This is a genomic window from Pseudoalteromonas sp. KG3, from assembly GCF_030436385.1.
In the GTDB taxonomy this organism is placed as follows: Bacteria; Pseudomonadota; Gammaproteobacteria; order Enterobacterales; family Alteromonadaceae; genus Pseudoalteromonas; species Pseudoalteromonas prydzensis.
This window is the reverse complement of the sequence record NZ_CP098523.1, coordinates 3,874,353-3,899,375: the sequence shown is the minus strand read 5'-3', so window position 1 is coordinate 3,899,375 and position 25,023 is coordinate 3,874,353. Positions and strand designations below refer to the sequence as shown.

The 25,023-nt window shown below is 41.2% G+C and carries 23 protein-coding genes and 4 tRNA genes; 16 read left to right on the top strand and 11 right to left on the bottom strand.

What is annotated here, in order from left to right; all coding sequences use genetic code 11:
* Positions 1-34 precede the first annotated feature (34 nt).
* Entirely contained in the window at positions 35-1,096 is a 1,062-nt protein-coding gene (gene bamC / locus NDQ71_RS18410; RefSeq protein WP_301561989.1) for an outer membrane protein assembly factor BamC, read from the bottom strand.
* 352 nt (positions 1,097-1,448) lie between these two features.
* Here bamC and NDQ71_RS18405 point away from each other — a divergent pair, with 352 nt between their 5' ends.
* Both NDQ71_RS18405 and bcp read left to right on the top strand, forming a co-directional pair.
* Positions 1,449-1,982, top strand: coding sequence for an ACT domain-containing protein (locus NDQ71_RS18405; protein ID WP_301561988.1), 534 nt, complete (start codon positions 1,449-1,451; stop codon positions 1,980-1,982).
* Between the two features lie 10 nt (positions 1,983-1,992).
* Positions 1,993-2,472: a thioredoxin-dependent thiol peroxidase gene (bcp, locus tag NDQ71_RS18400; RefSeq protein ID WP_301561987.1), complete on the top strand. Its 480-nt coding sequence runs from the start codon at positions 1,993-1,995 to the stop codon at positions 2,470-2,472.
* Positions 2,473-2,499: 27 nt separating this feature from the next.
* Here the strand turns inward: bcp and NDQ71_RS18395 are convergent, their stop codons facing one another.
* The 4 genes from NDQ71_RS18395 to queE all read right to left on the bottom strand — a co-directional run bounded on the left by NDQ71_RS18395 (position 2,500) and on the right by queE (position 6,386).
* A complete protein-coding gene (locus NDQ71_RS18395; RefSeq protein ID WP_301561664.1) occupies positions 2,500-3,900 on the bottom strand; it encodes an IS4 family transposase in 1,401 nt (466 codons plus the stop codon).
* 313 nt (positions 3,901-4,213) lie between these two features.
* Entirely contained in the window at positions 4,214-4,480 is a 267-nt protein-coding gene (locus NDQ71_RS18390; protein WP_192542506.1) for a hypothetical protein, read from the bottom strand.
* A 335-nt stretch (positions 4,481-4,815) separates the two neighbouring features.
* Entirely contained in the window at positions 4,816-5,559 is a 744-nt protein-coding gene (locus NDQ71_RS18385; RefSeq protein ID WP_192542505.1) for a class I SAM-dependent methyltransferase, read from the bottom strand.
* A gap of 161 nt (positions 5,560-5,720) precedes the next feature.
* Positions 5,721-6,386 carry a 7-carboxy-7-deazaguanine synthase QueE gene (queE, locus tag NDQ71_RS18380; protein ID WP_192542504.1) on the bottom strand — a complete coding sequence of 222 codons (666 nt, stop codon included), beginning with the start codon at positions 6,384-6,386 and terminating at the stop codon, positions 5,721-5,723.
* Positions 6,387-6,534: 148 nt separating this feature from the next.
* On the opposite strand from queE, the gene queC reads away from it, so the two are divergent.
* Positions 6,535-7,215: a 7-cyano-7-deazaguanine synthase QueC gene (gene queC, locus NDQ71_RS18375; RefSeq protein ID WP_227008908.1), complete on the top strand. Its 681-nt coding sequence runs from the start codon at positions 6,535-6,537 to the stop codon at positions 7,213-7,215.
* Between the two features lie 60 nt (positions 7,216-7,275).
* On the opposite strand, the gene NDQ71_RS18370 is transcribed toward queC, so the two are convergent.
* Entirely contained in the window at positions 7,276-7,725 is a 450-nt protein-coding gene (locus NDQ71_RS18370; protein ID WP_064668406.1) for an isoprenylcysteine carboxylmethyltransferase family protein, read from the bottom strand.
* A gap of 200 nt (positions 7,726-7,925) precedes the next feature.
* Here NDQ71_RS18370 and NDQ71_RS18365 point away from each other — a divergent pair, with 200 nt between their 5' ends.
* Positions 7,926-8,168, top strand: a complete 243-nt coding sequence (locus tag NDQ71_RS18365; protein WP_064668407.1) for a hypothetical protein — start codon at positions 7,926-7,928, stop codon at positions 8,166-8,168.
* 12 nt (positions 8,169-8,180) lie between these two features.
* On the opposite strand, the gene NDQ71_RS18360 is transcribed toward NDQ71_RS18365, so the two are convergent.
* The 5 genes from NDQ71_RS18360 to NDQ71_RS18340 form a co-directional block, all read right to left on the bottom strand.
* Positions 8,181-9,200: a hypothetical protein gene (locus NDQ71_RS18360; RefSeq protein ID WP_192542503.1), complete on the bottom strand. Its 1,020-nt coding sequence runs from the start codon at positions 9,198-9,200 to the stop codon at positions 8,181-8,183.
* Between the two features lie 87 nt (positions 9,201-9,287).
* Positions 9,288-9,953 (bottom strand): tRNA (adenine(22)-N(1))-methyltransferase TrmK, encoded by a 666-nt coding sequence (locus NDQ71_RS18355; protein WP_064668409.1) that lies wholly within the window; start codon positions 9,951-9,953, stop codon positions 9,288-9,290.
* Between the two features lie 6 nt (positions 9,954-9,959).
* Positions 9,960-10,889, bottom strand: a complete 930-nt coding sequence (locus NDQ71_RS18350; protein ID WP_192542502.1) for a class I SAM-dependent methyltransferase — start codon at positions 10,887-10,889, stop codon at positions 9,960-9,962.
* Positions 10,882-12,882, bottom strand: a complete 2,001-nt coding sequence (gene uvrB / locus NDQ71_RS18345) for an excinuclease ABC subunit UvrB (RefSeq protein ID WP_301561986.1) — start codon at positions 12,880-12,882, stop codon at positions 10,882-10,884. Before uvrB ends, NDQ71_RS18350 begins: the two co-directional genes overlap by 8 nt.
* The gene (locus NDQ71_RS18340; RefSeq protein ID WP_301561985.1) at positions 12,879-14,258 is read right to left on the bottom strand and encodes an MATE family efflux transporter; all 1,380 of its coding nucleotides are present in this window, start codon (positions 14,256-14,258) and stop codon (positions 12,879-12,881) included. Before NDQ71_RS18340 ends, uvrB begins: the two co-directional genes overlap by 4 nt.
* A gap of 1,077 nt (positions 14,259-15,335) precedes the next feature.
* On the opposite strand from NDQ71_RS18340, the gene NDQ71_RS18335 reads away from it, so the two are divergent.
* From NDQ71_RS18335 to nth, 12 genes are all read left to right on the top strand, one after another.
* Positions 15,336-15,412 (top strand) — tRNA-Asn (locus NDQ71_RS18335).
* Positions 15,413-15,433: 21 nt separating this feature from the next.
* A tRNA-Asn gene (locus NDQ71_RS18330) sits at positions 15,434-15,510 on the top strand.
* 23 nt (positions 15,511-15,533) lie between these two features.
* A tRNA-Asn gene (locus NDQ71_RS18325) sits at positions 15,534-15,610 on the top strand.
* Between the two features lie 26 nt (positions 15,611-15,636).
* Positions 15,637-15,713: transfer RNA gene (locus tag NDQ71_RS18320), tRNA-Asn, on the top strand.
* Between the two features lie 150 nt (positions 15,714-15,863).
* Entirely contained in the window at positions 15,864-17,807 is a 1,944-nt protein-coding gene (locus NDQ71_RS18315) for an EAL domain-containing protein (RefSeq protein WP_301561984.1), read from the top strand.
* 238 nt (positions 17,808-18,045) lie between these two features.
* Entirely contained in the window at positions 18,046-18,627 is a 582-nt protein-coding gene (gene rsxA, locus NDQ71_RS18310; RefSeq protein ID WP_301561983.1) for an electron transport complex subunit RsxA, read from the top strand.
* A 1-nt stretch (position 18,628) separates the two neighbouring features.
* Positions 18,629-19,183: an electron transport complex subunit RsxB gene (gene rsxB, locus NDQ71_RS18305; RefSeq protein WP_064668456.1), complete on the top strand. Its 555-nt coding sequence runs from the start codon at positions 18,629-18,631 to the stop codon at positions 19,181-19,183.
* 9 nt (positions 19,184-19,192) lie between these two features.
* The gene (gene rsxC / locus NDQ71_RS18300; protein ID WP_301561982.1) at positions 19,193-21,634 is read left to right on the top strand and encodes an electron transport complex subunit RsxC; all 2,442 of its coding nucleotides are present in this window, start codon (positions 19,193-19,195) and stop codon (positions 21,632-21,634) included.
* Positions 21,634-22,692 carry an electron transport complex subunit RsxD gene (gene rsxD / locus NDQ71_RS18295; protein ID WP_301561981.1) on the top strand — a complete coding sequence of 353 codons (1,059 nt, stop codon included), beginning with the start codon at positions 21,634-21,636 and terminating at the stop codon, positions 22,690-22,692. The genes rsxC and rsxD overlap by 1 nt, the downstream gene beginning before the upstream one ends.
* Positions 22,689-23,324 carry an electron transport complex subunit RsxG gene (gene rsxG / locus NDQ71_RS18290; RefSeq protein WP_283710942.1) on the top strand — a complete coding sequence of 212 codons (636 nt, stop codon included), beginning with the start codon at positions 22,689-22,691 and terminating at the stop codon, positions 23,322-23,324. Before rsxD ends, rsxG begins: the two co-directional genes overlap by 4 nt.
* Positions 23,321-24,019 (top strand): electron transport complex subunit E, encoded by a 699-nt coding sequence (locus tag NDQ71_RS18285; protein WP_301561980.1) that lies wholly within the window; start codon positions 23,321-23,323, stop codon positions 24,017-24,019. Before rsxG ends, NDQ71_RS18285 begins: the two co-directional genes overlap by 4 nt.
* 37 nt (positions 24,020-24,056) lie before the next feature.
* Positions 24,057-24,689 carry an endonuclease III gene (nth, locus tag NDQ71_RS18280; RefSeq protein WP_301561979.1) on the top strand — a complete coding sequence of 211 codons (633 nt, stop codon included), beginning with the start codon at positions 24,057-24,059 and terminating at the stop codon, positions 24,687-24,689.
* Positions 24,690-25,023 lie beyond the last annotated feature (334 nt).

Sequence of the window (25,023 nt, the reverse complement as noted above, 5' to 3'; positions counted from 1 at the left end):
AAAGCTCTTTTTGTGGTGTTATTATTATTTATTATTAAATTTTAATACCGCGTTGACGCAAAGCATTTTCTAATGCTTGTTGTAAATCATTCATGGTACCCGGCTCTAAGGTTGTGCCTTCGTCATCCATCCAGGTCAAGCTCGTACCGCCATCTTTAGTACGACTGACTAATATTTGATATTGACCCTCTTCAATAGGTAACTCAGCAAGTTCTTCGCCCCAAATTGAATCCCATACACTTGATTCTGGTTTGTTGTAATCAGCCGTGATCAAGCCGCGCTCTTGGTCAATTTCAACAATAGTAAACGATAAACGCTCTAAAAATCCTGAAAAACGATCAAATATTACAAAGTAATCTTGCTCGGTTACTAATGCCGCATTACCTTTATTATCAAAGCCCATTTCCAACGAAATAATGCCTTGTTGTTTACGTATTTCAACTTCAAGTTGACGGTAGCGATAATCAAATTCTGCTACAATTTGGTTTAATGCACGCACTTCTAACTGCTGTTGTAGTATAGGTGTCAGTGGCACATCTTTACTTTCGTATTCAGCTAACTTAGCACTTAACGAAGCTGTACGCTGATGCGATTTTTCTTCAATAGAAAAAATAAAGCGTTGCTGAGAAACTTCATCTTCGCTATCCCATAACCAACCTTCTTCTGGTTTGATAATGGCATACCAATCTGTTTCAATTGAACCTAACAGCTTGTCTTGTTTTATTGGCTTTGTTTGATGTTCGGCTAACACAGCCTGAACTGAGTCCCAAATAAATTCATCTAAATCGGCAATGCCATCGTTTTTATCAAAATAAACACGTGCTTGCTTATCACCTTCTTCAACCCAACTGCCTTTTGCAACCGTTAATACTTGTGCTGGCGGACGGTAATTTGTTGAATCAGGGTTATTATCATACTCCGCCACTTCCATCTTATAGATAGGATCTTGAGCTGGCTGCGCCAATTGCCCAGGCACTTGTACCGGCTCACCGGCACGGTAATTACGTTTATGATGCGCTTCGTCAGTGAACACACCACATCCTGACAAGCTAACCAACACGCTTACAGCAAGCGCTTTTGGGATCCAATACTGCACAGATAATTCTCCTTAGCATACCCTTAATTGTTTTAACAAATATATGAGTGGGTTATGCCGATTTGGTTCAGTGTAAAGTCAATATTAACTTTACGTATCTTGTTTTTATGCAAAACCCGTTACTTTGGGATACGGCTTAACAGCAATGCTAGCCAGTTAATATGCAAAATTTTAGCTATGGTACTTTCCCATGCCACTAAAAACAAGAAACACCGTGCTTTAATAACAGCTTAATTAGCTCGCTCTGTAGTTTAGCGATTGTTTTGTGTTAAACTTCGCCGCCGTGTGGTGGTAATTGCCGGCTTAGCTTACTCTGATTGTTATTAATAATATAACCTAGGTACTTGAATTCATGACTACTTTTTCAAATCATCAGATCGTTTTAACTGCCATTGGCGATGATCGCCCTGGTATTGTCAGTGAATTAACCCAATTAGTCAGTGACTGTCACTGTAATATTATTGATAGCCGCATTGCCATCTTAGGTAATGAATTTACCTTTATTATGTTGCTATCGGGCGATATGTCGGCAATTAGCCGTATTGAACACACCCTGCCCCTCAAAGGCATGGAGCTAGGTTTACTCACTATGATGAAGCGCACCGCCAGTCATACTCAAAGTGAATTTTGTGCCGGTTACACCCTTGAATACACAGGCATCGACACCCCTGGCACGTTAAGTAAAGTAACGCGCTTTTTTGCCGACAAACATATCAGTATATGTTCTTTAAAGTCAGATACCTATGACGAAGATGAAGACACCATAATGCGCTGTGAACTGGAATTTAACATTCCAGTAGAGGTTGACATTGACAGCTTTAAAGTCCAATTTGAAGACCTTTCACGTACTCTTAATGTCGATTATATATTTCGACGCATTCGCTAAGGAGCAAAGCATGAACACCATTAATCCATTACAAGCCGGCGATAAAGCCCCTGCTTTTAGTTTACAAAACCAAGATGGCGAAACAATCGTCCTTGCAGAGCTATTAAAAGAGCAGCAAGTATTAGTGTACTTTTATCCAAAAGCCTCAACACCAGGCTGCACAGTACAAGCTGAAAACCTCCGCGACGAAAAAGACGTATTAGCCCAGCTTAACACTCGCGTAGTGGGTATCAGCCCTGATCCAGTAAAAAAATTAAAGAACTTTGAAACCAAAAAAGAACTTAACTTTGATTTACTCTCAGACGAAGATCATGACATTGCTGAAGCGTTTGGCGTATGGGGCTACAAAAAATTTATGGGCAAAGAATACGACGGCATCCATCGTTTAAGCTTCTTAATTGGCCAAGACGGCACCATAAAGCACTTTTTCGATAAATTTAAAACCAAAGATCATCATCAAGTGGTACTAGATTATTTGACTAAAGATTAAGCCGTAAGCCGTAAGCCTGTCTCTTGATCACAAGTCGAGTTCCTTCATAAAAGCATAGGACTCGACTAAAAATACCAACTTCACCCAGCCATCCCACATGGCTTTTGTGCCAACACGCCCTGTTCGTTTACTATCGTGCCAACCTCCCAATTTGGCTATCGCATAATATGCCCACTTTAACGACGGGGCTTTCTTCGGCAGTGCAGCCTGCTGATTTGTCGCTTTAAAGAGTAATTTCCAACTTAATGTGTCTAAATAGACTTCGCAGCTGATTTTTTCTGCTTCTTCTCTATTTTGAGCAAGCTCCCTTAATTGCAAAAGTCTGACCGCTATAAATGCCTCTATTACTGCTGCCTTTTTTAAATTATCTAAGTGTTGCATGCGTAACTTTTCAACTTCTGTTCCTTCCGTTTTCCAAATCTTATGGAACTCTTCTATGCGCCACCTTAACTCGTAATAACGCGCTATTTTTCTTGCTTCTACTGCATTTGTAACCGACTCTGTTGTATACAGTAACCACTGTAATTTATTCTTGTTGTCGTTATTTTGTTCCGTGCATACCACGAGGGTCAGCGGGGCTTCTTTTTCACCTTTTGCTCTTTGTGGTTTTTTCAATTTAATCGATGTAAAGCTTACATCTATATGGGCTGTTCGTGCTTTTCTCCCGCCTCTTTGTTGAATATCTATTTCATACTGACCTGCGGGAGTGAGTGTCGGTAAAATATCTTCTAATTTATGATATTCACCTACAAGACGACGATTGTCTTTTGCTCTGACAATAAAGCGGTGTTCATTTTGTATTTGGTAATCAAGGTATTCATACATGTCCGCTTCGCGGTCACATACGTCTATTACATTACTTAAATCACCAAGGCGCTCTTTAACTTCTTCAACATTATTTTGCCATTTGTAGCTTTCTTTTAGCTCTCTATCACGGCATTGCAGCGTATTTTGTTTACCCGTTTGTTTCTTCTCTCTATACCAGTAATGTTGGTATGCAAGCCCTATTGCTTTTTCTTCATTTGCATCGAGCATCAGTGTTGAGTGAGCGTATAAAGTGCGACCTTTAGAGCTGCGCTTTTCATCAGATGCCGAATTGACCTCACCTAATTCATCACATACTGAATGTTTATAGCTCAGCCCTGTTGTATCTTGAAGAGCAAGCACGAGTGGTCGCTCTTTAACGATGGTGTCAGTATGCGCAAACCCAGCTTGCGCAATGTCATCAGCAGAAATATTATCGTTACGGATAAAGCGATATGCGCCTTCAATACTTGCAGGGTCTGGACAAGATGACATTAAGGACTTACCGGCATTACTTGCCAAAGAAGCGGCTATCTTTACAAGGCGTTTAGTGCGGCGAGGATCGTTAAGCTTAGCTTTACTGAAAATAAGTTGCGCCCATTCGAGAGATTCATTGCTTACCATATTCATGACCTATTTTTTTTGTATATTAGATCATGAATATAAGAAAATAGAAACTTCTGTATAAGAGACAGGCCGTAAGCCGTAAGCCGTAAGCCGTAAGCCGTAAGCCGTAAAAATATACAAAAGCGTTGCCAATGTGCAACGCTTTTTTGGTTGGCAGGATAAAAATCACATCCGTCAATTTGTCTCAATTGGCATTCACAGAACCTAATGGACGCAGGACTCGTGATATTAAGTCACGCTATTATGAATCTATTTATAACCTGAACGTGCCATATCTATCTGTAGTCTCTGGACTTCACCTTATATAACCTTACACTTTTACAAAACTAGCATTTCTAAAATATTGTTGGGCCAAATTTACAATATTGTTACATGTCTGTTTTGGCAACCAAATATCTATCGCATGACCGCTTTGAGTAAATAAGCTAATACAACTATCAGCTATTTGAACTTTCGTAATATCTGATTTAATAACCACTTTAGATGAAAAGCCATAGCAACGAGATAGTATGGTTGTATTAACTATAACCCTATCCCCATCTTCTATTAATGCTTTGTGGGAACTAGATAAGTTCACTCTATGTTCTATAAACCAAATAACTATGAAAGCTATAATTATATAAATATACATTGATTCGATTATCATACTCCTTGAAAGCGCTAATGAGCCTGTAGAATAACCCGTTTTTAATTTATTTTTATTGATGCATCAACCATAGCCGAGTTCCTATTTTGATTCAATCGGTTACTTCTATTTCAAATGAAATATAAAAAAGATTTACTGTTGTTTCAATTGGCATTTTGGAAGGTATTACAGGTGTTTGAGTGGCTTATTTAAGGAAAAAGGGCTTTTTCCTTAAATAGTGCATCGTTAATTACGGTTTTTCTATATTATTAACCCAACAAGTAAGTTTAAATTTTTACACACGCAAAAATCACATTGCCAGATTTTTCGCCCCATGGGGTTATTTTTTCGTAGTCGTGTTCAAACACATGTACTTCAAAATAAGGTTTTAAGAGTTCTTTAAGCTGGGTAATACTAACAGCGACCATACGGTGCTCGTCGTGCCATATGAGTGTTTCATCTGACGTTGCTTTTTCAATATTGAGTTTTAATGACTGTTGTTCGCCTGTACCGCTATAATGCCAGCCAGAGCGAAATGTGAATACACTATTATCAATTGCAGCGTTATGTTCAACAAATGCATCGTTATCAATATGGTTTTTATCAACAACGTTAAAGCAAAATACGCCACCAGCTCTTAAAGCATTGTGCACGCTCGCAATGCAGTCTGATAATTTAGCAATACCATCGCAATAATGGATTGAATACAAGAAGCAGGTAATTAAATCTAGTTGCTCAGGGACCACAAACTCGCTCATATTTTGCAGTGAAAATTGTGCTTCTGGGCAACGAATGGCCGCTCTATCTAGCATAGGTTGATTTATGTCCAGCCCACTACTTTGATAACCATAATCGATAAAATGACGTACATGCGGGCCTGTTCCGCACGCTAAATCAAGGTGGGTATTTCCGCTATTACCGAAAATCTGCTGTAGCCTGTGAATAAAATAGCTTTGGGCTTGATAATCTATATCTGCACACATTAAGTCATAGTGATCAGAAAGGTCTGTGTATAGCGCGTTCGCGGACATATTAGGCCTAATCATTTGTAGGAGGGTACGTTAAGGCGCGCATAATAAACTAATTATCACCATTAACGAAGCTGATTGAACGAAAAGAGATTTGTTGGGTATCGTTTCACTTAACCCAACGTTTATTGTAAACATTAACTTAAAGCTTACCGCTCGCAGCTTTAGTTTATCCCTAAATATTTATGGACTTGCACTGATAAGCGCCAGTTTTTCTCGATGCACGTTTCAATTGCCAGCTTAGTGGCAGAGATTTTTTGGCTAATTGGTTGCAGGTAAACAAGTTTTGGGCTTACACCAGTTTTAGCGAACAAGGCTTCAAGTTCCTCAACGTGTTTTTGCATGGCGATTGGGTGCTTGATCTCATCAGCACGTTGCATGGCAGAAGTAAGTACTTCATAACCACCGCGCATATTGATTTTTGGCGATACCGTGACCCAAGTTTGTGCTGGCGCTAAAATCTCAAAGGTGCCACTGGTTTCTATTTGCGTGGTGTAGCCGTTGGCATGGAGTAGTTCACAAACAGGGTTTAAATCGTACATGCAAGGCTCACCACCGGTGATCACCACATGCTTTGCGCGATAAGCGCGATCTGCAAACAAGTTAAGTATTTGCTCAGCCGATGCGTCAGCCCAGTGATCTGAATCAGCTTTTTTTTCTACCGTGTCATCAAGTGATACTTTATACACGTCATCCACTTCCCACGTTTGCTTAGTGTCACACCAAGCACAACCGACAGGACAGCCTTGTAAACGTAAAAATATTGAAGGCGTGCCAGTAAAGCTCGCTTCGCCTTGAATGGTTTCAAATATTTCATTAATTTTGTACAAAAGTATCTCACTTACTACTTGGCATTAATTATGAGCGTCATTAATTATTGAGCATGAAGAAAGCCAATTTGAAAAATCAAAAATCACGGTCAAAAATTGTTATTTATGCTCCAGCCGTGTAGTATATCGCGCCCTGATATAAACCTCTATTAAAACTAAGAGCAAAACAGTTATGACGCAAAAAGTAGTTGTGATTTATTCCGGCGGTATGGACTCATTTACCGTATTAAATAAAGCCCTGCAGCAAGGCCATGAAGTGTATGCCCTGTCATTTGACTATGGTCAGCGTCATGTAAAAGAGCTTAAAGTTGCAGCGAGTGTCTGTGAAAAGCTCGGTGTATCACATAAAATTGTCGATATTTCTGCGATCAACCAATTGATCGGTGGCTCGTCATTAACAGATGATATTGATGTGCCTGAAGGCCATTACGAAGCTGAAAATATGAAAAGCACAATCGTGCCTAATCGCAATATGATTTTACTATCATTGGCGGTAGGTTATGCGGTTTCACTCAAAGCTAGCCAAGTTTATTACGGCGCACATTCTGGTGATCATGCTATTTACCCTGATTGTCGCCCTGAGTTCGTTCAAAAAATGGATGATGTTTGCCGTATTGCGAATTACGATGCAGTGGAAATTTTCAGCCCATATTTAAATGATACGAAAATTGATATCTTAACTGATGGTATAAAAATGGGCTTAGATTATAGCCAAACTTGGACCTGTTATAACGGCCGTGAAAAAGCCTGTGGTAAGTGTGGTGCTTGCCAAGAACGCTTGGAAGCGTTTAGCCTGAATAACATAACCGACCCTATCGAATACGAATAAACACTAAAAAGGCTATCATCTCGATAGCCTTTTTTGTTACTACTGCTGATCACAGGCCATTCACAACCAACGTTTTACCTGTAATTTATAATCACTATAGGCTTTGCCAAATATCTTCTGCAGCTCCCGCTCTTCGGGAATAATTTGAAACCAGGTTAAATAACCAATAAACGCAATGACGCACAACAGCGCCCACAACGATGCTAACCACACACCCCACGCTGCAAGTATAAAAGCAAAACCTAGATACATTGGATTACGAGAGAATCTATAAATACCTGTCGTCACTAATTCTGATGCTTGTTCTGGTTTTCTTGGATTTACAGTGGTCTTCGCTAAGCGAAAACTAACCACTCCAGCAATACAAAATACACAGCCTATAGCCAGTAAAATGGTCGCGGCATAAAAAATAAAAGCGGTAAAATCAATTACGCTATAATGAGCAATGACTGCCATAACGATAGCAAAAAAGACGACGACTATAATCGGAGGAATTTTATTATTTAGCATACTAACTCACTGTCATTGTTGTATTTAATTTTTTATAAACACATATTTAGATGTTCTTATTAAACACTCATCACACTGTATCACTAATGAATATTTTGCCAAGACTAATATTACGACAAATAAAGTTACAATTGTCAGCTTCATCATTGAGAGATTGTGGTTATACTTTAATCATTAACTAAAAAGGATAAGGGAATAAAATGTCAGGAACAACAATGGTAGTGATGATTGTATTTATCTCTGTTGGGTTTGGGGTAATGTACGATATGTATAAAAAACATTTAGAATTCAAGCACCGCACTCTCACTGATAATAAAGAATCAAATAACCAAATTGCAGCAGTAACAGCAGAAATGTTGGCACTAAAAGAGCGAGTACAAACGCTCGAAGCCATCGTTACTGATCAGAGTTATAGCGTAAAACAAGAGATCAATAAGCTGTAAACAGCCTACTCTTCACAAGGCTTGTAAGAAATCCGAATACAGGTGCGCGTTTTCGGGCTTTTCAATGCCGTGAGCAGCTAAAAAACCGTTTATTGCTTGCCCACAACCTTGTGGTGCGCGGCGACTATCAATCTCAAAATTTAGCTGCGCAGCATGCTGCTTACCACGTGCACATAATTGCAAAGCCTGTTGCGAACGCAGCAAAATACTCAATGCGCCCACTTGCTCAGCAATAACCTGTTTGCTAAAACGGGCATAGCCTGCGTATTTAAACTGCTCACTCACATAGTCATTACTAATTGCGATCAGCGCGTTGATCAAGCTATGCAAAAAAGCATTTTCAGATTTATCAACAGCTAAAAAAGCCACTGTTTTTAGGTTAAACTCGCTTAGCTGGCAATCACGGCAATTGAGTCGCAATGTATAAAGCATTTGCTCATCAGCTATTTTTTGTTGTGCAATTAAAGTCAATGAAGCTTGCGCAAATGAACATCTCGCAAGCAATTTTGTGATGCTTTGCGGCTGATTATTAACAACTATGGTTAATTGCGGGTTTTGCGCTAAAAGTGGTAAATCATGGTGATTGTTAAACGGCGTACTGCTGCCCTGCTCACTTTTGAGCTGAAATAACTCTCTCACTTCGTGCTCACGGGCTATTTTTAACGCTAAAAAAGCAGTTTGGATCAATTCCGAGGTAGGTAAGTTCTCTTCCACGAACCAACGCCGACCAAATAATAACTTTTTTGCTTTAGTACAGCGGTAATTATCCGGACTAAGAATTGCCACTTGTAAGTAAATTTGTTCATCCTGCTTTGCGGCGAGCACTCGAAAGTGAGTTGAAAATTCAATATTATCAAGCGTTTCATTGACACTTTGTAAGCTATGTTGATACCGCAAAAAATGTTGCGGAACCACCCAACTGGCGTTACTTAATTGCACAATCGGTGCATAAGCGATCGGCTGCTCACAGTTGTAGTGTAGCTCATTGTGAGTATATTTGACTGATGCAAAGTAATTGTTTTTATCTGACATAACTAAACCAAGTAAACGCGCTAACGCGAAGCACTGAAGATGAGTTATTTACGCTGGAACGCTAGTCGATAGATCACAGTGCTGCGTTTAATTTATCACTATTTTTTGATAATCATCGAGTACTTGCTGAAAATAGCCTCGGTCTTTATTTAACATTCGCGTGTAATGGGCAAGCAATTGATGAAGATATCGCTGCGCCTGTGTATGTTGCCAGATTTCAGCACCCGCAGCAGTTAATGGCTGTTGGCTATTAAAACTAACTTGAATCACTTCATAAAACCGGTTGTTTTCTTGCACCAGTTGCTCTTTGATAAGGCCCAAACCTAACGCTTGTAAACCTTGGCGTAAGGCATAGGTATGATGCACTGGACACACAATAAAACTGAGTTGCTCACGAAGCTTTACTGGGCAATTAGCGATAATCTGTTGTACTAGCCTAAGCAGTAATTCCCCGCCAACTCCAGCGATAATAATCAGCTGTTTAGCAGCTGATGACAGCTCAATAGTAGCTACGTCTTGACATAATACTCGCCATTGGCAAGCTGCTGCTTGCTGGTCACTAAAGCGTATGAGCGTGTTTTTAAGTTCATCCATTAGCGCAGGCACTATATCGACAAAATTTATTTGTTTGGCAGCACCTCGCTTCAGAAGTGCCATTCCAAGCTGACCATGATCACAACAACAATCCCAAATGACATCATACGGCGTGTTGATCAAATTATCGATGGCGCTAAGGCGATTACTTAGTTTCATTTAAGGCTAAACTTGAGCCGTTTTATAGATCAATGCTTTCAAACTTCTATCACTGTCTACTTCAATAAAACCATCCGTTGGCGCTAAGCGCTCTACAAATTCGATCGCGCCTTGGGTATGCTCAGCGATCAGTGCTATGAATGCGGCTTCACTTAACTCAGGGCTATTTGCACATAACAATAGCTGGGTATTGTCGTTGAGCAATTCAGGTAAGCGGCGCAGTACCTTTTGATAATCTTTAGTTAAAATGAAACTACCCTTTTGAAAACTTGGCGGGTCAACAATAATGACATCAAACGGCGCTGCTTTTTTCAGCTTCCCAAACGACTTTAAAATATCATGGGGTAAAAAGCTCACACCACGGTCAACCCCATTTAGTTGATGATTTTGTTTACCGGTGCGCAGTACCCCTTTATTCATATCCATATTGATCACGCTATCGGCACCGCCATGCATCGCAGCAACCGAAAAACCACAGGTATAGGAAAACAAATTCAATACTTTAGCGTGTTTACTATGAGCTTGCACAAATTCCCGACCACGGCGCATATCTGGGAATATTCCGGTATTTTGGCGGCTCATCAAATCAACTAAAAACTGGCAGTCGCCCTCTTTTACACTATGCGGGTTGGGCAGTTCACCATATAACAAGGTGTTTTCTGTTTGTTGCCCTGCACGCTGTTGAAAAACCAACGCGGTAACAGCATCAGCGGCATGTGTTTGTGACCATTCCCACAGTAACTGACTAAGCTGCTGTAGCTCACTCGCGGGAATTTCCTCATAAGAGACAACAAATAAACAAGGAGGATAAAAGTCGATATTTAAATGACTTAACTGCTCAACACTGTGACCACGGCCATGAAACACACGACAAAGTTCATTGTCTGCTAAGGGCGCACTTTCAAGTGCATTAATAAGGGGCGTAAATTTATGCATTTTTAATTAACTGTTGTTGTAATTCATGGATCTCATCGCGTACTGAGGCGGCTTTTTCAAACTCTAAATCACTCGCATACGCATGCATTTTGGTTTCGAGCTGTTTAATTTGCACTGCAATCTCTTTCGCACTCAACACTTGCTTAGATTCTTTGCGGATCAAGTGTAAATTATCTTGCGGACCAGCACGTTCGCCCACATCCATAATGTCGGTGATCTTTTTCAGTAACGCTTGTGGCTCAAGACCATGCTTAATATTATAAGCATGTTGAATATCGCGACGACGCTGGGTTTCATCAATCGCTTTAGCCATCGATTTGGTAACTCTGTCACCGTATAAAATAGCGCGGCCATTTAAGTGACGAGCTGCACGACCAATGGTTTGAATAAGTGCCCGAGCTGAGCGTAGAAAGCCTTCTTTATCCGCATCAAGTATAGCAACCAACGACACCTCTGGCATGTCTAAACCTTCTCGTAGTAAGTTAATACCTACTAACACGTCAAACACCCCAGCACGGAAATCTCGTATAATTTCAACCCGCTCAACAGTATCGATGTCTGAGTGCAAGTAACGTACTTTCACATCATGCTCAGATAAATAGTCTGTTAAGTCTTCAGCCATACGTTTGGTCAATGTGGTGACCAAGACACGTTCATCCAGTTCCACACGTTTATAAATTTCGGATAATAAATCATCTACTTGCGTAGCGACTGGACGTACTTCAATTTGTGGATCGAGCAGCCCCGTTGGACGAATAACTTGCTCAGCAATGTCGTCACCACAACGCTCCAACTCAAAATCCCCTGGCGTAGCTGATACATAAATTGTTTGTGGGGCTATTGCTTCAAACTCTTCAAAGCGCAACGGCCGATTATCCATCGCGGATGGCATCCGAAAGCCATATTCCACTAGGTTCTCTTTACGACTGCGGTCGCCTTTATACATAGCACCGATTTGCGATACCGTAACGTGAGATTCATCAATGATCATCAGTGCATCGTCAGGTAGGTAATCTAATAATGTAGGTGGTGGATCGCCCGGTGTACGACCTGACAAGTAACGGCTGTAATTTTCGATGCCTGAGCAATAGCCAAGCTCGGTCATCATTTCAATATCGTATTGTGTACGTTGTGCCACGCGCTGCTCTTCGACCAATTTATTAGCACTGAGTAACTGCGCACGGCGATCTTTTAGTTCAGCTTTAATATGCTCAACCGCATCTAGAATTTTTTCTCGGGGTGTCACGTAGTGCGTTTTAGGATAAATAGTGGCCCGCACTATATGCTTTTCAACGGCTCCAGTGAGTGGGTCAAAAATACTAAGGCGTTCAATTTCGTCATCGAACATTTCTACTCGAACTGCAAAGGTTTCTGATTCCGCGGGGAAGATATCAACTACTTCACCACGAACGCGATAGGTACCTCGACTAAATTCAATGTCATTACGGGTATATTGAATTTCAGCTAAGCGGCGTAACATATCGCGTTGATCTATTTTTTCGCCCACTTTTAGCAATAGCATCATCTTCATATAAGATTTTGGGTCGCCTAGGCCGTATATAGCAGATACAGAGGCGACTATGATGGTGTCTCGACGCTCTAACAATGCTTTAGTTGCACTTAAACGCATTTGCTCTATGTGCTCGTTTATAGAGGCATCTTTTTCAATAAAAGTATCGCTGGCAACCACGTAAGCTTCTGGCTGATAGTAATCATAATAGGAGACAAAATATTCAACCGCGTTATGTGGGAAAAACTCTTTCATTTCACCATATAACTGCGCAGCTAGCGTTTTATTATGCGCCATAATAATTGTTGGTCGATTCAAATCATTAATAATATTGGCCATAGTAAAGGTTTTACCCGTACCGGTTGCCCCTAGTAATGTTTGATGCGCAAGCCCTGATTCTAAGCCATCACATAGTTGTGCAATAGCGGTGGGTTGATCCCCCGCTGGTTTAAATTTTGACACTAATTGAAAATGGTCACTCATGCTTGGCACTCCTGTACAGCTTGGTTACTGAGCATATTAAGTTCTTTTATAAACCATTTATAAGCTACTGTGGCAGTAAATAAATTACCCAGCGCTGCGCCCACCAATAAGCCAGGTAAACCGGCATATAAGTTACCGAAATAAGCGAATGGTACATAAAAAATGAATAAGCGGATAACACTCAAGATTAACGCATTCATTGGTTTGTGTAAGGCATTAAAAGATGAATTGGATAAGATAATAACGCCTTGGAAACCATAACTCAGTGGTAAAGTAAAAATAAATAGTTTAATCACATCAATTACTAACTGCTCTTTACCAAACAACTGACTAATAACGCCCGAAAATGCAATGAGCAGTAAATAAATGATAAATTGCCAAATCATCACAAATTTTAATGTTGTTTTATACGCATTTTTAACACGACATAGCTTACCAGCCCCAAAGTTTTGGCTGATAAAAGGTGGTAATGTCATCGATAAGGCTAACACCACCAAACTTGCAATTGATTCAATTCGGCTCCCCACACCAAATGCAGCTACCGCTTCAGGACCATGATACGCCACAAGTGCAGTCATCACAGCCATAGCGATGGGTGTTAGCATATTTGCGCCAGCTGCGGGCAAGCCAATTTTAAGAATTTTACGTATAGAGCTAACGGCCGTTTGATTTTTAGCTTGTAAACTGAGTAAACCTTTTTTAATTGCCAGCAAATAAATAATAATCACCACAGCAACCGACCAAGCGATAACACTGGCTATCGCCGCTCCCTGAATGCCCAACGCTGGGATAGGCCCAAAACCAAAGATTAATATAGGATCAAGCACAGCATTAATCAAACCTGCCCCCCCCATCACTAAACTTGGCGTTTTCGTATCGCCACTAGCACGCAGCACAGAATTTCCCACCATCGGTGTAATTAAAAAGACACTACCTAAAAACCACACACTCATATAATCATGGATCAGCGGTAATACAGACTCTCCAGCCCCTAATAATTTAAAAATGGGTGCAATAAACAGATAACCAAATAGCGATAAACATACCACCATAACTACCGCTATCAATAACGCCACACTAGCGTCAAAGCGTGCCTCTTCAATATTGTGGCTACCAAGGGCTTTAGCAATAACCGCAGAGGTACCGATACCTAAGCCAATGGCAAGGCTTATAACCGTAAAAGTAACGGGAAAGGTAAAACTAACCGCAGCTAATGGCTCAGTGCCCAGCAAGCTGATAAAGAAAGTATCGACAATATTAAACATCATTAAGGTGATCATGCCGAAAATCATCGGGATCGTCATTCTCTTAAGTGTGGGTACTATAGGATCGTTTAATAAATCGGGAGCTGTGTTGCTCTGCAAAGTTGCGCGCATGGGAATAAATAAACCTCTTTTATTAAGCAAACCATTTTAAAGCATCGAGGCGTTGCAAGCCACGCATTTATCAATTGATTAGTAATTGGTAAAAAATAGACTCCGAAAGCGTAATAAAAGTGTCTCTTTTGAGGGTTTCGTCGTTATTTATTAACGAACCGTCACAAGAAACAATAAAAATACATATTTATAACTTTCATCACAAAAAAATCGCCGCTAGCGGTGTATTTTTACACAATAATTGCGTATATCGAATCGTCACGAATAAATTTACTCATCAACAAGGCCACTTGTCTGTTCTTTTTATAAGCCATTGTTTTAATGCAGGATAAAAAAACTGTTTTAAATGCTTGATATCCCCACAGCACCCTAAAAACATGGTGCTGACAACGTTCTTAAAGTTTCATGAACAGAGTTATCCACAGAAACCGTGGATAACTCATGCAAAGCCGCATTAATAAAGGCTTTCACAGGCGTAGAGAAATTTAACGAAAATAAAAGTTGGTAAATACTAACATGATCAAATTCACAGCTAATCGGTCGCAAATCATACTTAACCCCAAAGAGGCTAATCTAAGCTCTTCTAAGTATAGGTTAAATTACACTTTGAAATACATTTAACCTATTAATATTAAAGAATAAATAAATAAATAATTAGAGTTTTTCTCAACAACACATCCGCAAATGTCGTTTTTTACAGCATATCTGAACTTTACTATTGCGCTTTTATGAGTAACGTAAAAGCAATAGCATCTATTTGATTAAAGCCCTACGTAGAGATAATCGCACTCGCACTAAAAAGTGTATTTGATAAATTTATTCGTACTAAACGATATAAAAGATCACTTTTTATAATTTATTGACGTATAAACTTGCTCATTTATCATTCACTCCCTTCGCTATATTACTGTGTATGTGTATTTTTGAAGACTAAACGTGACTAAAAAAAGCCACAAAACAGCCAGATCGAACATAAAAACATCGAACAGACGGCTTTTTTTTGTTTATAAGGTTTTATGTGTTGACACTTTGCGGCGCGGTCATTAATATTTCGCCCCGTTGAAAGGCACATACGCTTCCCCCTTAGCTCAGTTGGTTAGAGCGACGGACTGTTAATCCGCAGGTCCCCCGTTCGAGTCGGGGAGGGGGAGCCAAGTTTTTCAGCCATAAACGATTCCCCCTTAGCTCAGTTGGTTAGAGCGACGGACTGTTAATCCGCAGGTCCCCCGTTCGAGTCGGGGAGGGGGAGCCAAGTTTATGTAATATGATTATTGTTCCCCCTTAGCTCAGTTGGTTAGAGCGACGGACTGTTAATCCGCAGGTCCCCCGTTCGAGTCGGGGAGGGGGAGCCAAATCATATAAATTTAAGTATAGTAGTTCCCCCTTAGCTCAGTTGGTTAGAGCGACGGACTGTTAATCCGCAGGTCCCCCGTTCGAGTCGGGGAGGGGGAGCCAACTTAAAGAATCAGTTAGACTTTCCCAAAGATTTCCACTACTCTACAACAGTCACAATATTTGTTTTTACTAAAAAATTAATCAGTAAAAGATATTATGATTAATCAAGGATCTGACTCCTTCCCTTTTGATCTACTAAAAGAATAAGACATGGCTGGTTTTAAAAAACTCATATTTATTCAATTAATATCTTGGTTATTATTTGCAGGTATTGGCGGCTACTTTATTGCGTCAGCATTTGATGGCGCCGTAAACAATGCGCAACAAAAAACCCAAATAGTTGTTAATAACTATATTAATAAACATGCTATTGCAGAAATATCTCCTCAAAAGATTCAACAAGTGTTCGCTGATGGCAATACATTTTCCTCGTTTATTCTGCGTAATAAAGATGGTAAAGAACTAATAAATATAAAGTCCCCTGCTCCACTACCTACAATCGCCCAATTAGTTGCAACCAGCTTTAATTCTATTCGACCACAGTTTGCAGTTAATCAAACATCCGATATTAGGGTTGAGTTCATTATCAACGCGAATAACCTTGGGGTGTTACTCCAACAAGGGTTGTTCATCGTTATTTTAGTCTCAGGCTTAATGGCTATTATTCCTATTGTGTTTATGAAAACCATGTTCAAAAAGCTCAATAGAAATATCAGCATGACAGTTGCTGAAGTGATTGATGTTTATATAAATCAAAACCAAGTAAACAACGATCTTGAAACTGCAATAAACAACAGTAAAATTAAGCAGTTGGGCATTGATTTAGTACCTAGTTTTAACCGCTTGTCACATTTTTTACAAAGTAAACATGATGATATCCAAAGTGCTGCACATTCAATAAAACAAGAAGCATATAAAGATGTAGTTACTGAACTTGGCAACCGTAATATGTTTGTTGAATATTATGAGAAGTACATTGAAAGCAGTGAAAAAAGTACCTTTGGGTCACTTGCAATGGTTCGTTGTAGCGAACTACAAGCAATCAATCAAACTCGTGGCTATCAAAAAGGTGATGAATATATCAAGGCTGTTGCTGATATTATTAAACACATTAGTGGTACGTACACTGGTAGTAAAGTTTTCCGTTTAAATAGCTCAGATTTTGCGGTCGTGCTACCAAACACTCCTCTAAAAGAGTCCGAAAGCTTTGGTGAGAACCTGCAATCTCGTTTTACCCAATACCAACAAAATCAAGAGTTAAGTTCAGTGGCAAACACGGGTATTGTCGGTTATGAAAAAGGCAAACCACTTGGCGAGCTACTATCTATCGTAGATAATGCGATGAGTATGGCGCAATCGAAACAAGCGAATGCATGGCACGTACAGCGTGAAACTGACTTAGTTAATAATGTCAGTGCTGGGTTTGGTAACCAAAATTGGCGTAAAATAATTAACGAAGTGATTGAAGCCAAACGCGTTCACTTAGTTATGCAAAACATTATGCCTATCGGCAAAAGTGTCAAAGCTTATGCAGAAATTCAAGTTCGTTTTAAAACCGCTGAAGATCAGGCATTGCCTACCGCATCATTTTTAGCCATGGCTGAAAAACTTGATATGGCAGTTGAGATAGACCGTTTAATTATTGACTCGTCACTGGAAAAAATAAAAAATCGTAACTTCTCAGAAAAGTTTTTTGGTTTAAATGTTACAGCTTCAAGTGCCCATAACGACCAGTTTGTAATTTGGCTAGAACGCCGTCTATTAAAAGATACCAACATTGCCTCTAAACTAATATTTGAGGTGAGTGAGTTTGGTTTGCAACAGAATATTAAAGCCAGTAAACGTTTTATAGATATGGTTCATCGTGTAGGTGCGCGTATTACTGTTGAGCGTTTTGGGGTCGGTTTGACATCATTTAAGTTTTTCCGTGATTTAAAACCTGACTTTATAAAAATGGACGCCAGTTATACTCGCGGCCTCGAAGAAGATAAAAACAATCAATACTTTATGCGTTTAATGGTTGATTTAGCACACCGCATTGGCGTAAGTGTTTTTGCTGAAGGCGTTGAAAGCCAAGAAGAAAAGCACATAGTAGAAACCTTGTGCCTTGATGGTGTACAAGGTTACTATATCGAAAAACCCAAAGATATTTAATCTCGAGAAGGTGCTTTAAGCACCTTTTTATATTAGTTTACTCTCTCCCTTGATCTGCTTTATCTGTGTATATGTCAGTAACTAGGTTAATGAACCGTTAATCTTTATTTATCATGCTATAAAATTCTAAATGCAATTCACTATCATTATTAAATGAGCCGTTTATTTACCTTCTACGTGTTGTTAAACAGCAAATAAAAAAGGATAATGTCAGCGTTTATTATAGCTTGAGGCGAACATGACAGAATATGTATTGCTGTTGATCGGCACTGTATTAGTTAATAACTTTGTGTTAGTACAATTTTTAGGTTTATGCCCTTTTATGGGGGTGTCTGGCAAACTAGATACCGCTATCGGCATGTCTCTTGCGACCACATTTGTGTTAACGCTAGCATCTGTCAGTAGCTATTTAGTAAATCAATATATCTTGGTCCCGCTTGATATTACTTACCTGCGGACTATGAGCTTTATTTTAGTGATTGCTGTGGTTGTTCAGTTCACCGAAATGGTCGTCAGAAAAACCAGCCCAACACTCTATCGCTTACTGGGTATATTTTTACCTTTAATCACTACTAACTGTGCAGTACTCGGTGTTGCACTGTTAAATATCAAAGAAGATCATTCATTTTTACAATCAGCGGTTTATGGCTTCGGTGCTGCCGTTGGTTTTTCTATGGTACTTGTTTTATTTGCAGCGCTTCGTGAACGCTTAAACGCTGCTGACGTACCTACCCCATTTAAAGGCGCATCAATTGCGATGATCACCGCAGGCTTAATGTCGATGGCCTTTATGGGCTTTACAGGATTAGTGAAGTTTTAACATGACCTTGTTTTATGCCTTGATTGCGCTGGGTTCACTGGCACTTATTTTTGGGTTGATCTTAGGATTTGCTGCGGTACGTTTTCGTGTGCAAAGTAATCCTATTGTCGAACAAATCGATACCATTTTACCACAAACGCAGTGTGGCCAATGCGGCTACCCGGGTTGTCGCCCGTATGCTGAAGCGATTGCCAATGGCGATGAAATCAATAAATGCCCGCCAGGTGGCGAAGCTACCGTTAAAAAACTTGCCGACTTAATGGGTGTAGAAGCGAAACCTCTTGCCGGTGGCGAGCAAGCAGAGCCAATTAAAACCGTTGCTTATATTCGCGAAGACGAATGCATTGGCTGTACAAAATGCATTCAAGCCTGCCCAGTTGATGCCATTGTTGGCGCCACGCGTCAAATGCATACGGTATTGATTGATGAATGCACAGGCTGTGATCTCTGTGTTGAACCTTGTCCTGTTGACTGCATTGACATGTTGCCAGTTGAAACCACCAAACAAACGTGGAAATGGCAACTTGATGCAATCCCAGTTACACAAATTGATTAAGGGGCACACATGGAAAAGCTAATTGCTCAAATTAAACAAGGTAAAGTGTGGCCATTCCCTGGGGGGATCCACCCACCGGGGCAAAAAACAATCTCCACAGCTCAGGCAATTACCCGCTTGCCTTTACCCGACAAGCTAGTTGTTCCGTTAAAGCAGCACATTGGTGCTAATGGCAAATTACTCGTTGAAAAAGGCCAGCAAGTACTCAAAGGGCAAGCCCTTACTAAACCTGTTGCAAATTGGTCCGTGCCTATTCACGCGCCAACATCTGGTGTAATTACTGATATATGCCAAATGCCTTCGGCGCACCCGTCTGCATTGCCTGAATTAAGCGTTATTATTGAGCCTGACGGCCAAGATAACTGGTGTACATTAACACCTGTCCCATCACCAAACTTGCTTTCTCACGATCAGCTTATTGATATTATTCATGATCGCGGCATTGCAGGTATGGGCGGAGCAGGATTTCCAACCTATATAAAAGCTGATAGCCGCAAAGCAATCGAGTACTTAATAGTTAACGCAGTAGAATGTGAGCCCTATATTACCGCTGACGATATGCTAATGCGTGAACATGCCAATGGCATTGTTGCTGGCATCGAGATCATGCAGCAGTTATTAACACCAACACTTACCATCGTTGGTATTGAAGATAATAAGCCTGAAGCCATTGCAGCCATGCAGGCAGCAGCTGAGCATAATGACAAAATAATCATTCAAACAGTGCCGACGATTTACCCATCTGGTGGTGAAAAGCAATTAATTAAGTTGCTCACCAATAAAGAAGTGCCCAGTGGTGGCATACCTGCTGACATTGGCGTATTAGTGCAAAACGTGGGGACTTTATTTGCGGTTAATCAAGCAGTTTTTGAAGGTAAACCACTGATTGAGCGGGTTATCACTGTCACGGGTAATACAATTCATAAACCAGGTAATGTGTGGGCCTTGTTAGGCACTGAGATAAAACACTTGCTTGACTGCCAAGGGTTCTCACCGGTGCCACAACAACGTGTGGTGATGGGCGGCCCGATGATGGGCTTTACCTTGCCAACGGTACGTATTGGTGTGGTAAAAACCACTAACTGTATTTTAGCGCCAGATCACAATGAACTGGCCGAGCCTGGCCCTGAAAAAGCCTGTATTCGCTGTAGTGCTTGTGCAGATGCCTGCCCTGCTTCACTTTTACCTCAGCAATTACAGTGGTTTGCTAAATCTAAAGAATACGACAAGCTCAAAGAACATAATCTATTTGATTGTATAGAGTGTGGTGCTTGCGCCTATGTATGCCCAAGTGAAATTCCACTGGTGCAGTATTATCGCGTTGCCAAAGTTGAAATAAAAGAGCAACAAGCAGAGCAAGTTAAAGCTGAACGTGCGAAAGAACGTTTTGAACTGCGTAAGCTGCGTCTTGAGCGTGAGCAAGAAGCACGACAAAACCGCCATAAGCGCAAACCAGCAACTGAAAAGTCAGCTGACGAAAAACAAAAAATTGCCGATGCACTGGCACGCGTTAAAAATAAACCAGCAAAAGACGACGACAAATCGGCCGTTGCTGCAGCAATTGCCCGTGCAAAAGCTAAAAAGCAACAGCAAGATACTACACTTGAGCCAGATAACAGCGAAGTTGCACTAGAGCGCGCAGCGCGCAAAGAGCAAGCGCGTAAGTATAAAGAACAAAAAGCCGCAAGTGACGACGCACCAGCGCAGCAAGATGATAAAAAATCAGCTGTTGCCGCCGCCATTGCACGTGCAAAAGCAAAAAAGGCTGCACAAGCAGCGGAATTAGAAAACGATAATTCTGAAAATGAAACAGCTGCAAGCACTCCTGCAGATGATAAAAAAGCCGCCGTTGCAGCTGCCATCGCTCGCGCGAAAGCAAAAAAGGCCGCACAAGCTAAACAAGCAACAAGCGTAGAAAACGACGATGCTGAAAGCGAGGCTACTGCAACAAGCCCTACTGATGATAAAAAAGCCGCCGTGGCTGCTGCCATCGCCCGAGCTAAAGCGAAAAAAGCGGCACAAGCTGCAAGCGAAGAAAACAGTGACGCTGAAAGTGAAACCGCTGCAACAAGCCCTACTGATGATAAAAAAGCCGCCGTGGCTGCTGCCATCGCCCGAGCTAAAGCGAAAAAAGCGGCACAAGCTGCAAGCGAAGAAAGCAGTAACGCTGAAAGTGAATCCTCTGCAACCACGCCAACTGATGATAAAAAAGCCGCCGTTGCTGCCGCCATCGCCCGAGCTAAAGCTAAAAAGGCGGCACAAGCTGAACAGGCTGCCAGCGTAGCAAGCGATGACTCACAGAGTAAGTCGGCATCTACAGCTATAAACGAAACAGTAAACGCCGAAGATAAACCAGAACAAACGGCACAAGACAAGAAAAAGGCCGCAGTCGCTGCTGCTATTGCCCGAGCAAAAGCGAAGAAACTACAACAAGAAGGAAGTGATAAGTAATGAAGCTAACGATGGCCAGCTCGCCGCATAGCCACAGTCATAAATCACTGAGCAGGTTGATGCAAACAGTGATCTTAGCCTGTATTCCTGGACTTATCGCGCAACTGTATTTTTTTGGTACTGGCGTAATAATTCAGCTTGTTTTAGCGTTGCTCACCGCCAGTATTAGTGAAGCTATTATCATGCTTATTAGAAAGCGCCCTGTATGGCCTGCATTGAGTGATGGCAGTGCATGGCTTACCGCAGTGTTATTAGCACTGAGTATTCCACCGTTGGCACCGTGGTGGGTTATTGTGATCGGTAGCTTTTTTGCTATTGTCATTGTGAAACAGCTGTATGGCGGACTTGGCTTTAATTTATTTAACCCCGCCATGGCAGCGTATGTACTACTGCTGATTTCATTCCCAGTACAAATGACAACTTGGATGCCAGTTAGTGACTTACTCGCAAATCCGGTTAGCTTAGCTCAGCAACTGAGTGTTATTTTCAACGGTTTTACAAGTGCTGGGTTTAGTGTTGATCAACTCAGAGTTGGTGTTGATGGTGTAACAATGGCCACACCTTTGGATACCATCAAGACTGATATCGCCCATGGTTTAACCGTAACTGAAAGTATGCAAGCCGCTATTTTTAATAGTTGGCTAGGAGAAGGTTGGGGCTGGGTAAACCTTGGCTTTTTGATTGGTGGTTTATACCTAATTAAAGCCAAGGTTATAAATTGGCATATTCCAGTTGGTGTAATTGCAGCAATAGCTGTGTGCAGCGCTATTGGCTATATCGCAGCACCGGGCACTGAGCCTGGCGTGGTATTTCACTTATTCAGCGGCGCAACCATGCTGGGGGCATTTTTTATTGCCACCGATCCTGTGTCAGCAGCTACCACTAATCGCGGCCGATTAATTTACGGCGCGTTAATTGGTTTATTAGTTTATTTAATTCGTACTTTTGGCGGTTATCCTGATGCTATGGCCTTTGCAGTATTATTACTGAATATGGCTGTACCGCTGATAGACTACTATACCCAACCGCGTACTTATGGCCATGGGGTAAATAAATGATCATTTCATCAATGACAAAAAATGGCAGTATTTTAGCGTTGTTTGCACTGATCACCACCGGCGCTGTAGGCGTTATTCATAGCCTCACTGCAGATAATATTGCCGAGCAAGAGCAAAAACAACTGTCCTCACAACTGCAAGCTGTATTGGATCCGCATTTTTACGATAATACCCTTTACCAAGACTGTGCCATTATTGATGATCCGCTTTTGGGTGATCATCCACAAACAATTTACCGTGCGCGTAAAGATGGGCAACCAATCGCTTTAGTGATGCGTCACGTAACGCCTAAAGGTTATAGTGGTGATATCGAGTTATTGACGGCGGTGTTTGCTAATGGTGAAGTTGCTGGTGTTCGTGTTACAAAACATGAAGAAACACCAGGGCTTGGTGATAAAGTAGAAATAAAAAAATCATCATGGATCACCTCATTTAAAGGTCAAACATTACTAAGTGAAGACGACGAACGTTGGGCAGTTAAAAAAGATGGCGGTAGTTTTGACCAATTCACAGGAGCGACAATCACACCCCGTGCGGTGGTTGGCTCAGTGAAACACGCTGTGTTATTCTCAAAAAATAATTTCGATGCGGTATTTAGTGCCGATAACGCATGCCAAGTAGGTGAGCCATGAGCCAATTAAAAGAACTGTTTAACGAAGGAATGTGGAAAAACAACCCTGCCCTCGTGCAATTACTCGGTTTGTGCCCACTACTGGCCGTAACATCAACGATAACCAATGCGATGGGCCTTGGCCTTGCCACGTTAATGGTATTAGTTGGCTCAAATGTGACTATTTCTGCCGTGCGAAACTTCGTACCTAAAGATATTCGTATCCCTGTATTTGTGATGTTTATCGCAGGCTTTGTAACCATAGTGCAGCTATTAATGAATGCCTATACGTTTGGCTTATATCAATCGTTGGGAATATTTATTCCCTTAATTGTAACGAATTGCGCCATTATTGGCCGCGCTGAAGCGTATGCGTCTAAAAACCCGATTCATTTATCAGCGTTTGACGGTTTAATGATGGGCTCTGGCTTTATGGTGGTACTTGTTGTGCTTGGCGCAATGCGTGAGCTGATCGGCCAAGGCACCTTATTTGATGGCGCTGATTTATTACTTGGCCCATGGGCATCGGTTTTACGCATTGAAGTATTTAGTTTTGATAATCAATTTTTGCTCGCTATTTTACCACCCGGTGCATTTTTAGGTTTAGGCTTACTGATTGCTGCTAAAAATGTCATTGATGCGCAAATAAAAGCAAAGCAAGTTGCACCACCTGTGGCCGAAAAAGGCCCGCGAGCAAGGGTCACCAGTTTAACTTAAGGGGAAGCGCACAGTAGCTACTGTGCGTTTAAGTTGCATGAATAAAGAAAAACGATACGAAATACTCTCTCGCCTGCGCGAGCAAAATCCACATCCAGAAACCGAGCTTGAATATTCAAGCCCGTTTGAACTGTTAGTTGCGGTAACGCTATCAGCACAAGCCACCGATGTGGGCGTCAATAAAGCCACGCGCAAGCTCTTTCCCGTAGCCAATACACCGCAAGCTATTTTAGATTTAGGCCACGATAAACTTCGCGATTATATTAAAACCATTGGTTTGTTTAACTCTAAAGCCGCCAATGTGTACAAAATGTGCCAAATTTTAGTTGATCAGCACAACAGCATCGTACCTGAGAACCGTGAAGCCCTAGAAGCCCTACCCGGCGTTGGCCGAAAAACTGCAAACGTAGTGCTCAATACCGCCTTCGGCTGGCCGACTATCGCTGTAGACACCCATATCGACCGAGTATCAAATCGCACCAAGTTTGCTATGGGTAAGAACGTTGTTGAAGTAGAAAAGAAGCTCGAAAAAGTGGTACCAAGAGAATTTAAAGTCGATGTACACCACTGGCTTATTTTACATGGTCGTTATGTCTGTACAGCCCGCAAACCAAAATGCGGCAGTTGTATTATTGAAGACTTATGTGAGTTTAAAGATAAAGTAGAGTAAGTTAGTGACTGCTTTGAGCAATAGCGGAAGTTCGCGCAAACACGTTTTTGGACATAAACGTTTCAGAGCCGAATGACGGCTCTGTGACAAAAGCGGACATTTACCCATGAAAACTGTAATATCCACTTCACGCTCATAGTGAAGATCGCCCCTGCGCCATTAACCAACATTCGTGCCATTTAGCTTTTACTGAGCCACAAAAGATTAATAGTGCAGAACTTTACTTAGGTATTGACGTTCAGGATGACCTTGCAGCATCAGAAAATTTGGATATTTTAAGTACAATAGGTGCCCTCCTAGTAAAACACTTGCGATATCAACGTTATTTAACTAC

Coding starts and splice junctions, on each gene's coding strand:
- NDQ71_RS18350 (WP_192542502.1), bottom strand. CDS start 10,889: ATGCATAAATTTACGCCCCTTATTAATGCACTTGAAAGTGCGCCCTTA.
- nth (WP_301561979.1), top strand. CDS start 24,057: ATGAATAAAGAAAAACGATACGAAATACTCTCTCGCCTGCGCGAGCAA.
- NDQ71_RS18360 (WP_192542503.1), bottom strand. CDS start 9,200: ATGTCAGATAAAAACAATTACTTTGCATCAGTCAAATATACTCACAAT.
- NDQ71_RS18385 (WP_192542505.1), bottom strand. CDS start 5,559: ATGTCCGCGAACGCGCTATACACAGACCTTTCTGATCACTATGACTTA.
- rsxA (WP_301561983.1), top strand. CDS start 18,046: ATGACAGAATATGTATTGCTGTTGATCGGCACTGTATTAGTTAATAAC.
- NDQ71_RS18370 (WP_064668406.1), bottom strand. CDS start 7,725: ATGCTAAATAATAAAATTCCTCCGATTATAGTCGTCGTCTTTTTTGCT.
- NDQ71_RS18340 (WP_301561985.1), bottom strand. CDS start 14,258: ATGCGCGCAACTTTGCAGAGCAACACAGCTCCCGATTTATTAAACGAT.
- NDQ71_RS18285 (WP_301561980.1), top strand. CDS start 23,321: ATGAGCCAATTAAAAGAACTGTTTAACGAAGGAATGTGGAAAAACAAC.
- NDQ71_RS18355 (WP_064668409.1), bottom strand. CDS start 9,953: ATGAAACTAAGTAATCGCCTTAGCGCCATCGATAATTTGATCAACACG.
- NDQ71_RS18365 (WP_064668407.1), top strand. CDS start 7,926: ATGTCAGGAACAACAATGGTAGTGATGATTGTATTTATCTCTGTTGGG.
- rsxB (WP_064668456.1), top strand. CDS start 18,629: ATGACCTTGTTTTATGCCTTGATTGCGCTGGGTTCACTGGCACTTATT.
- uvrB (WP_301561986.1), bottom strand. CDS start 12,882: ATGAGTGACCATTTTCAATTAGTGTCAAAATTTAAACCAGCGGGGGAT.
- rsxD (WP_301561981.1), top strand. CDS start 21,634: ATGAAGCTAACGATGGCCAGCTCGCCGCATAGCCACAGTCATAAATCA.
- rsxC (WP_301561982.1), top strand. CDS start 19,193: ATGGAAAAGCTAATTGCTCAAATTAAACAAGGTAAAGTGTGGCCATTC.
- rsxG (WP_283710942.1), top strand. CDS start 22,689: ATGATCATTTCATCAATGACAAAAAATGGCAGTATTTTAGCGTTGTTT.
- NDQ71_RS18315 (WP_301561984.1), top strand. CDS start 15,864: ATGGCTGGTTTTAAAAAACTCATATTTATTCAATTAATATCTTGGTTA.
- NDQ71_RS18405 (WP_301561988.1), top strand. CDS start 1,449: ATGACTACTTTTTCAAATCATCAGATCGTTTTAACTGCCATTGGCGAT.
- bcp (WP_301561987.1), top strand. CDS start 1,993: ATGAACACCATTAATCCATTACAAGCCGGCGATAAAGCCCCTGCTTTT.
- NDQ71_RS18395 (WP_301561664.1), bottom strand. CDS start 3,900: ATGGTAAGCAATGAATCTCTCGAATGGGCGCAACTTATTTTCAGTAAA.